Annotated in this window: 14 protein-coding genes; 6 read left to right on the forward strand and 8 right to left on the reverse strand. The window is 65.2% G+C overall.

Features of this window, described 5'->3' with window-relative positions; genetic code table 11:
* Positions 1 to 57: 57 nt before the first annotated feature.
* The 3 genes from U4Y88_RS02190 to U4Y88_RS02200 all read left to right on the forward strand — a co-directional run bounded on the left by U4Y88_RS02190 (position 58) and on the right by U4Y88_RS02200 (position 2951).
* On the forward strand, positions 58 to 279 hold the full coding sequence (locus U4Y88_RS02190) for a hypothetical protein (protein WP_321781907.1): 222 nt from the start codon (positions 58 to 60) through the stop codon (positions 277 to 279).
* Between the two features lie 86 nt (positions 280 to 365).
* A complete protein-coding gene (locus U4Y88_RS02195) occupies positions 366 to 1676 on the forward strand; it encodes an MFS transporter (RefSeq protein ID WP_310631356.1) in 1311 nt (436 codons plus the stop codon).
* Positions 1677 to 1739: 63 nt separating this feature from the next.
* Entirely contained in the window at positions 1740 to 2951 is a 1212-nt protein-coding gene (locus U4Y88_RS02200) for a M20 aminoacylase family protein (RefSeq protein ID WP_321781909.1), read from the forward strand.
* A 4-nt stretch (positions 2952 to 2955) separates the two neighbouring features.
* Here U4Y88_RS02200 and U4Y88_RS02205 read toward each other — a convergent pair whose 3' ends face one another.
* The gene (locus U4Y88_RS02205; protein ID WP_321781911.1) at positions 2956 to 3252 is read right to left on the reverse strand and encodes a hypothetical protein; all 297 of its coding nucleotides are present in this window, start codon (positions 3250 to 3252) and stop codon (positions 2956 to 2958) included.
* A gap of 250 nt (positions 3253 to 3502) precedes the next feature.
* Here U4Y88_RS02205 and U4Y88_RS02210 point away from each other — a divergent pair, with 250 nt between their 5' ends.
* A complete protein-coding gene (locus U4Y88_RS02210) occupies positions 3503 to 3691 on the forward strand; it encodes a hypothetical protein (protein ID WP_321781913.1) in 189 nt (62 codons plus the stop codon).
* 98 nt (positions 3692 to 3789) lie between these two features.
* Here U4Y88_RS02210 and U4Y88_RS02215 read toward each other — a convergent pair whose 3' ends face one another.
* From U4Y88_RS02215 to U4Y88_RS02230, 4 genes are read right to left on the reverse strand one after another with little or no spacing between them, the layout of a single operon-like run.
* Positions 3790 to 4956, reverse strand: a complete 1167-nt coding sequence (locus U4Y88_RS02215; protein WP_321781915.1) for an ABC transporter ATP-binding protein — start codon at positions 4954 to 4956, stop codon at positions 3790 to 3792.
* The gene (locus U4Y88_RS02220; protein WP_224006078.1) at positions 4953 to 5606 is read right to left on the reverse strand and encodes an ABC transporter permease; all 654 of its coding nucleotides are present in this window, start codon (positions 5604 to 5606) and stop codon (positions 4953 to 4955) included. The genes U4Y88_RS02215 and U4Y88_RS02220 overlap by 4 nt, the downstream gene beginning before the upstream one ends.
* A gap of 10 nt (positions 5607 to 5616) precedes the next feature.
* A complete protein-coding gene (locus U4Y88_RS02225) occupies positions 5617 to 6528 on the reverse strand; it encodes a glycine betaine ABC transporter substrate-binding protein (RefSeq protein WP_224006081.1) in 912 nt (303 codons plus the stop codon).
* Entirely contained in the window at positions 6525 to 7241 is a 717-nt protein-coding gene (locus tag U4Y88_RS02230; RefSeq protein ID WP_224006084.1) for an ABC transporter permease, read from the reverse strand. Before U4Y88_RS02230 ends, U4Y88_RS02225 begins: the two co-directional genes overlap by 4 nt.
* Here U4Y88_RS02230 and U4Y88_RS02235 point away from each other — a divergent pair.
* Positions 7240 to 7566 (forward strand): hypothetical protein, encoded by a 327-nt coding sequence (locus U4Y88_RS02235; RefSeq protein WP_321781917.1) that lies wholly within the window; start codon positions 7240 to 7242, stop codon positions 7564 to 7566. The two genes, U4Y88_RS02230 and U4Y88_RS02235, sit on opposite strands and share 2 nt — an antisense overlap.
* 157 nt (positions 7567 to 7723) lie before the next feature.
* Here U4Y88_RS02235 and U4Y88_RS02240 read toward each other — a convergent pair whose 3' ends face one another.
* The 3 genes from U4Y88_RS02240 to U4Y88_RS02250 all read right to left on the reverse strand — a co-directional run bounded on the left by U4Y88_RS02240 (position 7724) and on the right by U4Y88_RS02250 (position 10218).
* Positions 7724 to 7903, reverse strand: coding sequence for a hypothetical protein (locus U4Y88_RS02240; protein ID WP_321781919.1), 180 nt, complete (start codon positions 7901 to 7903; stop codon positions 7724 to 7726).
* A gap of 49 nt (positions 7904 to 7952) precedes the next feature.
* A complete protein-coding gene (locus U4Y88_RS02245) occupies positions 7953 to 9377 on the reverse strand; it encodes an FAD-binding oxidoreductase (protein WP_321781921.1) in 1425 nt (474 codons plus the stop codon).
* 97 nt (positions 9378 to 9474) lie between these two features.
* Positions 9475 to 10218 (reverse strand): GntR family transcriptional regulator, encoded by a 744-nt coding sequence (locus U4Y88_RS02250; RefSeq protein WP_224006090.1) that lies wholly within the window; start codon positions 10216 to 10218, stop codon positions 9475 to 9477.
* Positions 10219 to 10454: 236 nt separating this feature from the next.
* On the opposite strand from U4Y88_RS02250, the gene U4Y88_RS02255 reads away from it, so the two are divergent.
* Positions 10455 to 11675 carry a pyridoxal-phosphate-dependent aminotransferase family protein gene (locus tag U4Y88_RS02255; RefSeq protein ID WP_321781923.1) on the forward strand — a complete coding sequence of 407 codons (1221 nt, stop codon included), beginning with the start codon at positions 10455 to 10457 and terminating at the stop codon, positions 11673 to 11675.
* Positions 11676 to 11746: the final 71 nt, after the last annotated feature.

Below are 11746 nucleotides of genomic sequence, written 5' to 3' on the forward strand. Positions count from 1 at the left end.
TGCGTTTGCCGCTGGGAAGAACGGGGGGCGCGGCCGGTTCGCGAAATAATATTGTAGGTGAAGCGCCTGAAGAAAAAATATCACGAGGTCGTTCTCGAGAACGTGCGGCGTCGACAACAGCGGGCCGCCGTTGGAAGAAAAGCCTCTATTGACTTGCGCGCGATCGCTCACCAATTACCAGTTCCCAACCACCCCACCAACAAACCAGTTATTCAAGCGATTCCATCTGGTTATCACGATGAAAATTTCTCACTTCTTTCAAAAAGCCGCTTGGGCTGAATATCGAATCGCCTGATGCGCGGCTGGCCGCGCGCACAGCGCGCCGCCCCGAACGCGCCGTTCGGTCCAGCCCGCGGAGATTCGCCATGAATGACGTAACGCTCAGCAGCGCCGACGACGCGCCCGCCCTCCAGCCGCCCGCGCGCACGCAAACGCGCGCCAGCCAGTTCCGCCTGATTGCCGCCTGCTCGATCGGCAACGCGCTCGAAATGTACGACTTCACGGTCTACAGCTTCTTTGCGCTGCTGATCGGCCGGCTCTTTTTCCCCTCCGATAGTCCCTACGGTTCGCTGCTGCTCGCGGTTGCCACGTTCGGCATCGGCTTCGTGATGCGCCCGCTCGGCGGCCTCATTATCGGCAGCTACGCCGACCGGCGCGGCCGCAAGGCCGCCATGACGCTCACGATCGCGCTGATGGTGGGCGGCACGCTCTGCATCGCGCTCGCGCCCACTTACGCGCAGGCGGGCGTGTGGGGTTCGCTGGTGCTGCTCGCGGGCCGCTTGTTGCAGGGCTTTTCGCTCGGCGGTGAAATCGGCGCGTCCACATCGATGCTGATGGAGTCGGGCGCGGTCAACCAGCGCGGTTTTCGCGTGAGCTGGCAGCTGGGCAGCCAGGGGATCTCGGCGCTGCTCGGCGCGCTCACGGGCGCCGCGCTGTACGCCACGCTCACGCCGTCGTCGCTCGAAAGCTGGGGCTGGCGCCTGCCGTTTCTCGGCGGCCTCGCGATCGCGCCCGTCGGGCTCTATATCCGCGCCAAACTCGACGAAACGCACGAAGCCGAACCCGATGCGCCCAGTCCGCTCGGCACGCTCATGCGCGAGCACGGCGCGAAGGTGGGGCTCGGCATACTCGCGGTGACGGCGGGTACGGTCGGCATGTATCTCGTGGTGTTTTTCATGCCGACCTACATGATTCGCGTGCTCAAGATGCCGCCGTCGCTGTCGCTGCTCTCGGGCTGCGCGACGGGCATCACGATGCTGATCGCGTCGCTCGTCTCGGGACGTCTCGCCGACCGCCTCACGCGCCGCAAGCCGCTCGTGATCGCATCGATCGTATTCAACATCGTCGTCGTGGTGCCCGCATTCTGGCTGATGACGCGCTTTCCGAGTGTGCCGCTCGTGCTGCTGCTTTCGGTCGTCATGACGGCCTGCGCCAACCTCGGCTCCACGCCGATGCTGCTCGTGCTCATGGAGATGCTGCCCGCCTCGGTGCGCGCGAGCGGTCTGTCGGTGATCTATAGCGTGGGCGTGACGGTGTTCGGCGGAAGCTCGCAGTTCATCGTCACCTGGCTGATCGCGAAGACCGGCAATCCGCTTTCGCCGGCGCTGTACATGGTCGCGTGCGGATGCGTGACGCTGTTCGCGGTATGGCGCATCCGCGAGCGCCGCGTCGCCTGAGCGCGCAACATCCAATACAACCCGAGCCGACACGGCCAAAGAACCTGAGAGGATGACATCGACATGAAGCGCGAACCTACACTCACGCCGTTTCAGCTTTTGCCGACGCTGCTACCCGAGATCGACATCGATGCCGAAACCTTCATCGGCATTCGACGCCAGATTCATTCGCAGCCCGAACTAGGTTTCGAAGTCGGCTCGACCGCGAAGCTCGTCGCGATGCTGCTCGAACAATGGGGCTACGAGGTGCATACGGGCATCGGGCGCAGCGGCGTGGTCGGGCACTTGAAACTTGGTAACGGCACGAAGCGGCTGGGCATCCGCGCGGATATGGACGCCTTGCCCATCGTCGAAAACACGGGGCTGCCGTATGCGAGCCAGAACGCGGGCAAGATGCACGCGTGCGGCCACGACGGCCATACGGCGATCCTGCTCGCGGCGGCGAAGGCGCTGGCCGACAAGCGCGATTTCGACGGCACGCTGAACCTGATTTTCCAGCCCGATGAGGAGAACCTCTGCGGCGCGAAGGCCATGATCGACGATGGCCTGTTCGAGCGCTTTCCCTGCGACGCCGTGTACGCGCTGCACAACATGCCGGGCGTGCCAGCGGGCACGTTCCGCGTGCTGGCGGGGCCGGTGAGTTTGTCTTCCGATGTCGCCGACGTCACGCTCAAGGGCGTGGGCGGACACGGCGCGATGCCGCATCGCGTGAAGGACCCGGTCGTGGCCGCCGCCGCGTTGATCACGGCCTTGCAGACCGTGGTCGCGCGCAACGTCGCGCCCGACGACACGGCCGTGGTGTCGGTCGGTTTCATTCGCGGCGGCGCCACGCATAACGTGATTCCCGAAACCGTCACACTCGGCGTGAACATTCGCGCGGCGCGCCCGGACACGCGTGAACTGGTGGAGCAGCGCGTGCGCGAGATTATCGCGTTGACGGCGCAGGCGCATGGTGTGGAGGCGCAGATCGACTATCGCCAGCTCACGCCGCCGATGGTGAATACGCCCGATGAAACGTTGCTCGCGCAACAGGTTTGCGCGGAGCTGGTCGGCGCGGAAAACGTGGTGGTGCAGGCGCCGAAAGGCCTGAACGGCAGCGAGGATTTCGCGTGGATGCTCAACGCGGTGCCGGGCTGCTATCTGCTGCTCGGCAACGGCGAAGGCGAGTTCGGCGGCTGCATGGTGCACAACCCCGGCTACGATTTCAACGATCGCGTCTTGCCGCTCGGCGCGGCTGCCTGGGTGCGTCTGGTGCAGCGCTATCTGGTGGCGTAGGCGTTCAGGCGGCGTCGCTGGCGATGTCTTGCGCGTGGCGTTCGCCGTCGTCGATGAGCTTGTCGACGATGCCCCGGCCCACGCTGTAACCGCCCATCAGTGCGTCGGCTGCGGACTCAAACGCGCGGCCCGACGTGCGGTCGATGCGCAAGCGCGCGAACGGTTGCTCGCGCGATTCGTCTGCGGAAATCAGGAGGACGGCGATATGGTCGAGCGCCGTGGCGGCGCCGTCCGGCGTGCGGCAGACGGTTTCGACGCTGACGTCGATAGCGTGGCCGCGATGATGATAAAGGCGTTGCATGCGTAGGGCTCGGGCGCGCGTGACGGCGCGGTGGGCGAGCCGCGATTGTGCGTGCAACGAGCTTAGGAAACGCTTAAGAAAATGAACGCTGGACCTTCGTGCGCGTCGAATGTTTGTCGTACGAATGAGCCGGCCGCGTATCGCTGATCGCGTGTGAGGCCAGGTGGCAGGCATGCGCGTTGCTCATGCGCTTGTCCCCGGTCGATGCGTGGCGTGCGCGCGGCGCTCGACCTTCGCCACAGGAGAGCCCATGAAGAAGCTGATCACGATGTTGACCGCGCTGTTCCTCACCGCCGCGCTTGGCGGCTGCTGGTGGGGACCGCCACCAGGCGGCGGCCCCGGCGGACCTGGCGGCGGCTATGGCGGCGGCCCGGGCGGTCCCGGCGGCGGACCGGGCGGAGGCCCAGGCGGTGGTCCTGGCGGCGGTGGCCCGCGCTAACGCGTTCGCTTTGTAGCGCCCCAAACAAGAAAGGGCTCGTTCGCATGACACGAACGAGCCCTTTTTCATGATGTCTCGCGAACGCGAGCGCAGTCGCGTCAGACCGTGGCAGCCGCCTTGACGGACGAACCCGGCGCCTGGCCCGTTTGCTGGCGCGAACGGCCCGAGCTCAGATACTCGGCGATCGAGTCCTGCGTGATCTCGCCGACATAGCCGCCGTCGGCGTCGAGCACCGGCATCCACGAAGCGCTGAACTGATACATCTTCGAGAGCACCACGCGCAGATTGTCTTCGGCCGAGACCGACGCCGCGAACGGCGTGACGCGCTCGCCGCACGCGCCATCGGCGCCACGGGCCGCGCGGCGCGTGACATAGCCGAGCGCATGGCGCGCATCGTCGAGCACCGTGAGATAGCGCGTGTCGGCTTCGTCCATCACCGAGAAGGCGTGCGTGAGCGGCGTGTCCACGCGCGCCGTTTCGGGCTGCGTGGCGGCGTCGCCGGCCTTCACGAGCAACAGGCGCTTGAGCGTGCTGTCCTGGCCCACGAACTGCGCGACGAACTCGTCGCGCGGGCGTGCGAGCAGCGTATCGGGATGATCGTATTGCACGAGCTGGCCGCGACGGAACACGGCGATGCGGTCGCCGAGCTTGATCGCTTCGTCGATGTCGTGGCTCACCATGATCACGGTCTTCTTCAGTTGCCGCTGCATCTGGAAGAACTCGTTCTGGATGGTTTCGCGATTGATCGGATCGACCGCGCCGAACGGCTCGTCCATCAGCAGCACGGGCGGATCGGCGGCCAGCGCGCGAATCACGCCGATACGCTGTTGCTGACCGCCCGACAATTCACGCGGATAACGCTTCAAATACAGCTTCGGATCGAGCGCGACCATCGACATGAGTTCGGTCGCGCGCTCGGCGCAACGCTTCTTGTCCCAGCCGAGCAGACGCGGCACGACCGTGATGTTTTCCTCGATCGTCATGTTCGGGAACAGGCCGATCTGCTGAATCACATAGCCGATATGGCGGCGCAGATCGACTTCGTTCAGGCCGGTCGTGTCCTCGCCGTTGATCAGCACGCGCCCCGAGGTCGGCTCGATCAGGCGGTTGATCATCTTGAGCGTGGTGGTCTTGCCGCAGCCCGACGGGCCGAGAAACACGCAGATTTCGCCCTCAGGCACCGAGAGGCTCACGGAGTCCACGGCCTTCACGGGCTGGCCGCCTTTCTGTGCGAAGGTCTTGGTCAGTTTGTCGAGTTCGATCATGTCTTCTGTACTCCTTTCGGTGTGAGCGCGCGTTGCAGGGCCTGCAACAGCAGGTCGGCGACGATCGCCACGATACTGACCAGCACGGCGCCGACCAGCAGTTTCATCATGCTGCTCTGGCCGATGGCGCGCAGGATCAGCGTGCCGAGTCCGCCTGCGCCGATCACGGCGGCGATCGTCATCACGCCGATGTTCATCACGACCGCGGTGCGCACGCCCGCGAGAATCACGGGCACCGCGAGCGGCAGGTCGACGAGGCGCAGCCGCTGCCACGAGGTCATGCCGATGCCGGTGCCAGCTTCCTTGATGCCCGGCTCCACGTTGCGCAGCGCGAGATAGGTGTTGCGCATGATCGGCAGCAGCGAGTAGAGGAACACCGCCGTGATCGCGGGCACCGCGCCGATGCCTTGGCCGAAGCGCGAAAAGAACGGGATCATCAGGCCGAACAGCGCGATGGACGGCAGCGTGAGCACGACGGTGGCGAGGCCGAGCAGCGGTCCCGCGAGCCATTCGTGACGGCTCACGAGCACGCCGAGCGGCACGCCCGCGATAATCGCGCAGCCCACGGCGATGCCGACGAGCCAGATGTGTTGCAGCGTGAGCTGGAGCAGGTCGGGCCAGCTCGACGCGAGATAGTCGAATAGGTTCATGCGTGCTCCTTCAAGGTAACGGGTGGGCGCGCAGGAACGCATCGGCCACGTCGCGCGGCGACTTGCCGTCGAGATCCACGGCCTTGTTCATGTCCTGCATCACGTCGTTATTGAGCGCCGCCGAGAGCGCGTTGAGTTGCGCCGCGAGCTTCGGATTGTGTTCGAGCGTGGCCTTGCGCACGATCGGCACGGCGTTGTACGGCGGGAAGAAACGCTTGTCGTCTTCGAGCGGAATGATGCCGAAGCCCTTCACGCGGCCATCGGTCGTGTAGACGAGACCGATCTTGATCTGGTTGTTATGCAGCGCGGTGTAGACGAGACCGGGGTCCATCTGCTTCATCTGCGAGCGCTTGAAGTGCATGTCGTAGGTGTCGAGCAGCGGCTTCAGGCCGTCGGGACGATTCGCGAATTCGGCGTCCATGCCGAACACCATGTGCTTCGCCTTGGGATTCGTCTTCAGATAATCGGCGAGCTGCGAGATGGTCTTGATGCCGGTCTGCTGCGCGAATTCGCTGGGCAGGCCGAGCGCGTAGGTGTCGTTGAGCGTGGACGCATTGAGCCAGATGAGCCCGCGCGGTTCGTCGAGTTCCTTCACGCGCTGGTACATGGCTTCGGGGCCGAGCTTGTCGGTAAGCTTGTCGTAGACCAGCGCCGCCGTGCCCGTGTAATCCCACACCATGTCGAACTGGCCGTTCTCCAGCGCGCTGCGCATGAGCGTGCTGCCGAGGCCCGAACGCACTTCCACGTCATAGCCGCGCGAGCGCAGATATTGCGCCGTGACTTCGGCCAGCACGTATTGCTCGGTGAAGTTCTTCGCGCCGAGCACGATCCTGGCCGCGAACGCGGAGGTACTGGCCGCGAAGCACAGCGTGCCGATGGCGAAGGCGCTCGCGAGACGTCGTATCGTACTGCGAAACATCATGCGAGACCTCCGTGGCGCAGCATCCATTGACGGCTGCCCGTCGCGACAATGCCGTCGAGCGCGAGCGCGAGAATCGCCGTGATTGCGGCACCGAGCAGCAGCAAGGGCTGATTGTCGAGATAGATGCCGGGGAAGATCAGCGAACCGAGACTGTCCGCGCCGATGAGGTAGGCGAGCGGCGCCGTGCCCACGTTGATGGCGAGCGCGGTACGCACGCCGCCGACGATGATCGGCACCGCATTCGGCAGTTCGACGCGCGTGAGCGATTGCCAGCCCGTCATGCCGATGCCTTTTGCAGCTTCGCGCAGCGAGGCAGGCACGTTCTTCACGCCTTCATAGGTGTTGCGCGTGATCGGCAGCAGCGAGGCGAGAAACAGCGCGACGATGGCCGGAATGTCGCCGATACCGAAGATGCCGAGCGCGATCGCGAGCACGGCGAGCGAAGGAATCGTGTTGCCGATGTTGAAGATCTGCATGAAGCGTTCGGCCTGGCGCTGAAAGCGCGGGCGGCTGAGCAGCACGCCGGCGGGCACGCCGACGAGGATGGCGAGCGCCATCGACCAGACCACGAGCAGCATGTGCTGGCCCGTGTAGTACGCGAGATCGCCCGCATGGCTGCGGAACGTATCGGCGCCGATGCCGCGGGCGAGGGCCCACGCAATGACGGCTATCGCTATGAGGCTGCCCACGAGTTGGACAGTGCGTCGAGTCATGAAGATACGCCTCCTTGTAGACGAAACGGCGCGCGCAGGCACGCCGCGAGAGCGCCGCAATGGCGCTGCGAAGGAAGTTCGTGATCCCGGCATGGCCGCGATTGAACTGACGGAAACAGTCTGTACCGGCGCGCGTTCAGTGCGCTGCCGGCCGTCGAATGAACGCTATGGCGTTCGTCTGGTTGTCATGTTCAGCCCGGCTGCGCGTTGTGCGTGCCAGAGCATGGGCGCCGTTCGATGCTGCAACGGCAAGAGTGCGGTAGCAATTTGCGTGCCGCTTGAACCGGAGGTTCCGTTTGATGGTGCGAGCCTGCTGCAAGCGTGAAATTTGCACGACGTTGCAGCGCGAATCGCAAGAGATGTTGCGTTTTGTAATTAAGACGAACCGAGTATAGAGCAATAAATTAAATGCGTCCACCATAGTGGCCGCACATAACGCGAAACGCTCGATTGCAAAACGGCTATGAAAGTGACACAACGCGTCACATCGGGAAATTAATCTGGATGCCGAAATAAAGTGGGCGGGTATGATTTTCCGATTTGCGTTTAGATCGTGTTTTCAGGGTCTTTTCGATGAATGCGGCCATCGCGGCGAAGATGGCGCATTTGTCGCAGGCAAAAAAACGGCGTCGGATGCAGCGACGCCGTCGAAGGAAGGCCATGCAATCTCATGTAATGAATGGCATGGCATGGTGCGAATCGCACACGCGTTCAGATCTCTCCGCCCGGCACGATCGGCATGCCCGGCGCGAAGCGGTCGAGCGAGAACGGCGCGAGGTCGATGCCTGCATCGCGGCCGATGGCAACGTCGGCGGCCGCGCGTCCCGCTGCGGGCCCGATGCCGAATCCGTGACCCGAGAAACCCGTCGCCACCGTGAGTCCCGGCACGTTTGCCGCCGCGCCGATATACGGAATGATGTCGGGCGTCACGTCCATATAACAGGCCCATTCCTGCACGATGCGCGCGTCGTTGAACGCGGGATAGAGCCGGCGCATGCTCGCCATCGCGGCCTGCACGCCGCGTTGCGAAGGCGACGGGTCCATCGTGCGCGTGCGTTCGAACGGGCTCGTCTGTTCGGCGTTCCAGCCTGGACGATCGCGAAACTCGCGCCATGCCGCCGAATCGAAACGCGGCCGGATCGTGCGCCAGTTCTGCTTGAGCAGCGGCGTGTATTCGCGCAGATATTTGAAGCCCTCGGGGCTCACCGGCGTGTAGCGATGTCCGCTATAGCCGATCGTGTAGCCGCCGTCCGCGCGCTTGCGATAACCGATGTCGCCGAGCCAGCCGCATGTCGGCGGCCCGTTCTCGACGGGCGAGGTGCGCAGCACGGTGCCGAGCACTTTCAGTTGCGGCAGGCGCACGCCTTCGTTCGCGCAGAACAGGCTCGACCACGCGCCGCCCGCGAGAATCACGGCATCGCAGGCGATGCGTCCGCGGCTCGTGACCACGCCGGAGACGCGTCCGGCCGAGCGTTCGAGCGCGCGCACCGAGCAATGCGCAATGAGCGTCGCGCCGCGCGCCTGGGCGGCGCGAGCCATCGCGGGCACTGCGCGCTGCGGTTCGGCGCGGCCGTCGGTCGGCACGAACAGGCCCGCGCGATACGCGCGCGACGCGCCGGGCATCAGCTTCGCGAGTTCCGCGCCGCGCACCATGCGCGCGCCGGTGTCGTAGCCCGCTGCATCGTCGAACCATTGCTGGAAGCCTGCTTCATCTTCCTCGTTCGCGCCGATATAGAGCACGCCGCATTCGTGGTAGCCGACGTCGGCGCCCACGGCATCGGCCATGCCGCGCCAGTGGCGCATGCTTTCGGTGATGAGCGGCATCTCGCGCATATCGCGGCCCGCCTGGCGGCACCAGCCCCAGTTGCGGCTCGACTGCTCGCCGGCGATATGGCCTTTCTCGCAGAGCACCACGCTATAGCCCTGCGAAACGAGGTGCCACGCAGCCGATACGCCGATCACGCCGCCGCCCACGATCACCACGTCGGCGCGCGCGGGCAGCACTTCGGCCGAGGGCACGGCGTCTACATACGGTCCCATCTGGTCTTCCTTGTCGACGACGGCGCGCGCGGCGCCGCCGTCCTTGTCTGTCGTTGTTTCCGGGGCCAGCAGTATAAAGGCAGGCGGCGTCGGCACGCGCCAATCGCTGCGCACGGCTCGTCACGCGCCTCGATCTGTGCATGCGCACAGATCGTCCGCCTTCACGTCAAATGATGTTCGAACAGCGAAACCGCTATCGCGGCGCGTTCATGCCCGCCACCGTGAGCGTGCGCTCGGCGAGCACGGCATCGCGTTTGGCCAGCAGATGCGAGCGCAGGATCGCGGCGAGCGCCGCGCCGTTGCGCGCTTCGAGCGCGGCGATCATCGCTTCGTGATCGCGGATCGCGCTGTCCCACTTCGCGGTCTGGAAGTTCGAGCGGAAACGCAGCGCCTGCAAGCGCCGGTTGAGCGTCACATAGGTCTGGCGCAGCGCCACGTTGCGCGCGGCCGCGTTGATGAGATCGTGAATCGCGTGATTGCGCGCGTAATAGCCGGACAGGTCGTTCTGCGCGCGGCAGACGAGCATGGCCGCGTGCAGCGCCTTGATCTGCGCAAGCTCGCCTTCGCTGATGCGCGCGCACGCGAGTTCGCCCGCGAACGATTCGAGCCCGCTCATCAGCTCGAACATGTCGCGGATCTCGGCCTCGCTCAGTTGCGCGACGGTCGCGCCGCGATTCGGCGAGATCTCGATCAGCCCTTCGGCGGCGAGCACCTTGAGCGCCTCGCGCAGCGGCGTGCGCGAAATGCCGAGCACCTCGCAGAGCTTGCGCTCGTTGAGCTTCACGCCCGGCGCGAGCTGGCCCTCGACGATGAACTCGCGCAGATGATCGACCACCGTGTCGTGCAGGCGCTGGCGCGCGAGCTTCGGCAGCGCCAGTTCGTGCGCCTCAGGCTGCGCGGACGCGAGTTGTGCGTCCGGAATGTCTGCATTTTGCATACGAAACCCCGATCGACCGACGTGCCCTCATTCTAGCGTGATCGCCCGGAAAGCTACGCTGCGCTGCATCGACGGGTTTCCCCTGGGGCATTTCATGCCAATTGAGCCTTGCATCTGCGGCTCAGTGAACTAGAGTATTTTGCATGCAAAATGCCATTTCGGCGTGAGAGCAGGTGCCGGGTGGCTTCGAACGCAGTGCGTGTGACTTCCGACCTTTCCTGACGTGGGACGCCTTCATGCTGAAACTCGACTTCCATCCCGCTGGCCGCCATTTCCTGCAAATCCCCGGTCCGAGCCCGGTGCCGGACCGCATCCTGCGGGCCATGAGCTATCCGACCATCGACCATCGCGGGCCTGAATTCGGCGCGCTCGGGCTAGCCGTGCTCGACGGCATCAAGAAGATCTTCAAGACCGCGCAGCCCGTGGTGATCTATCCGGCCTCGGGCACGGGCGCGTGGGAGGCGGCGCTCACCAACACGCTGTCGCCCGGCGACACCGTGCTGATGTACGAGACCGGTCACTTCGCGACCTTGTGGAAGAAGATGGCCGAAAGCCTCGGCCTCAAGCCTGAATTCCTCGGCTTGCCCGGCATCGAAGGCTGGCGGCGCGGCGTGCAGGCCGATCAGATCGAGACGCGCTTGCGCGCGGACACGGGCCACGCGATCAAGGCCGTCTGCGTCGTGCACAACGAAACGTCGACGGGCGCGACGTCCGATATCGCCGCCGTGCGTCGCGCGATCGACGCGGCGGGGCATCCGGCGCTGCTGATGGTCGATACGATTTCGGGCCTCGCGTCCGCCGACTACCGGCACGACGAATGGGGCGTGGACGTCACCGTGTCCGGCTCGCAGAAAGGCCTGATGCTGCCGCCCGGCATCAGCTTCAACGCGGTCTCGCAGAAGGCCATCGCCGCGAGCCGCGAGGCGAAGCTGCCGCGCGCGTTCTGGGGCTGGTCCGAGATCATCGAAATGAATCAGCAGGGCTATTGGCCGTACACGCCGAACACGAACCTGCTGTACGGCTTGGCCGAAGCGCTCGACATGATCCTCGGCGAAGGGCTCGACAACGTGTTCGCGCGTCATCAGCGGCTCGCCGCCGCGTGCCGCGCCGCCGTGCAGGCGTGGGGCCTGGAGATCCAGTGCGCCGATCCCGCCGTGTATTCGCCGGTCCTCACGGGCGTGATGATGCCCGAGGGCGTGGACGCCGACGCGGTCCGCAAGATCATCTACGAACGCTTCGATCTGTCGCTGGGCACGGGGCTCGGCAAGGTGAAGGGGCGCATGTTCCGCATCGGCCATCTGGGCGACTGCAACGACCTCACGCTGATGGCGGCGCTCACCGGCTGCGAAATGGGCCTGCGGCTCGCGGGCGTGGCGCTTGCGGAAACGGGCGTGGGCGCGGCGATGGACTATCTGACCGAGCACGCGGCGCGGCCCGCGTTGAAAGCGGCCGCCTGATCGTTCTGAAAGCGGGTCGCGTGCGTGACGATATCCGCCACGCACGCGCGCCTCATCGCTCACGCCGATAA

Origin of the sequence: Paraburkholderia sp. J94, assembly GCF_905220285.1 — a bacterium.
Taxonomy (GTDB): domain Bacteria; phylum Pseudomonadota; class Gammaproteobacteria; order Burkholderiales; family Burkholderiaceae; genus Paraburkholderia; species Paraburkholderia tropica_A.

Coding starts and splice junctions, on each gene's coding strand:
- U4Y88_RS02195 (WP_310631356.1), top strand. CDS start 366: ATGAATGACGTAACGCTCAGCAGCGCCGACGACGCGCCCGCCCTCCAG.
- U4Y88_RS02200 (WP_321781909.1), top strand. CDS start 1,740: ATGAAGCGCGAACCTACACTCACGCCGTTTCAGCTTTTGCCGACGCTG.
- U4Y88_RS02205 (WP_321781911.1), bottom strand. CDS start 3,252: ATGCAACGCCTTTATCATCATCGCGGCCACGCTATCGACGTCAGCGTC.
- U4Y88_RS02210 (WP_321781913.1), top strand. CDS start 3,503: ATGAAGAAGCTGATCACGATGTTGACCGCGCTGTTCCTCACCGCCGCG.
- U4Y88_RS02215 (WP_321781915.1), bottom strand. CDS start 4,956: ATGATCGAACTCGACAAACTGACCAAGACCTTCGCACAGAAAGGCGGC.
- U4Y88_RS02220 (WP_224006078.1), bottom strand. CDS start 5,606: ATGAACCTATTCGACTATCTCGCGTCGAGCTGGCCCGACCTGCTCCAG.
- U4Y88_RS02225 (WP_224006081.1), bottom strand. CDS start 6,528: ATGATGTTTCGCAGTACGATACGACGTCTCGCGAGCGCCTTCGCCATC.
- U4Y88_RS02235 (WP_321781917.1), top strand. CDS start 7,240: ATGAAGATACGCCTCCTTGTAGACGAAACGGCGCGCGCAGGCACGCCG.
- U4Y88_RS02230 (WP_224006084.1), bottom strand. CDS start 7,241: ATGACTCGACGCACTGTCCAACTCGTGGGCAGCCTCATAGCGATAGCC.
- U4Y88_RS02240 (WP_321781919.1), bottom strand. CDS start 7,903: ATGGCCTTCCTTCGACGGCGTCGCTGCATCCGACGCCGTTTTTTTGCC.
- U4Y88_RS02250 (WP_224006090.1), bottom strand. CDS start 10,218: ATGCAAAATGCAGACATTCCGGACGCACAACTCGCGTCCGCGCAGCCT.
- U4Y88_RS02255 (WP_321781923.1), top strand. CDS start 10,455: ATGCTGAAACTCGACTTCCATCCCGCTGGCCGCCATTTCCTGCAAATC.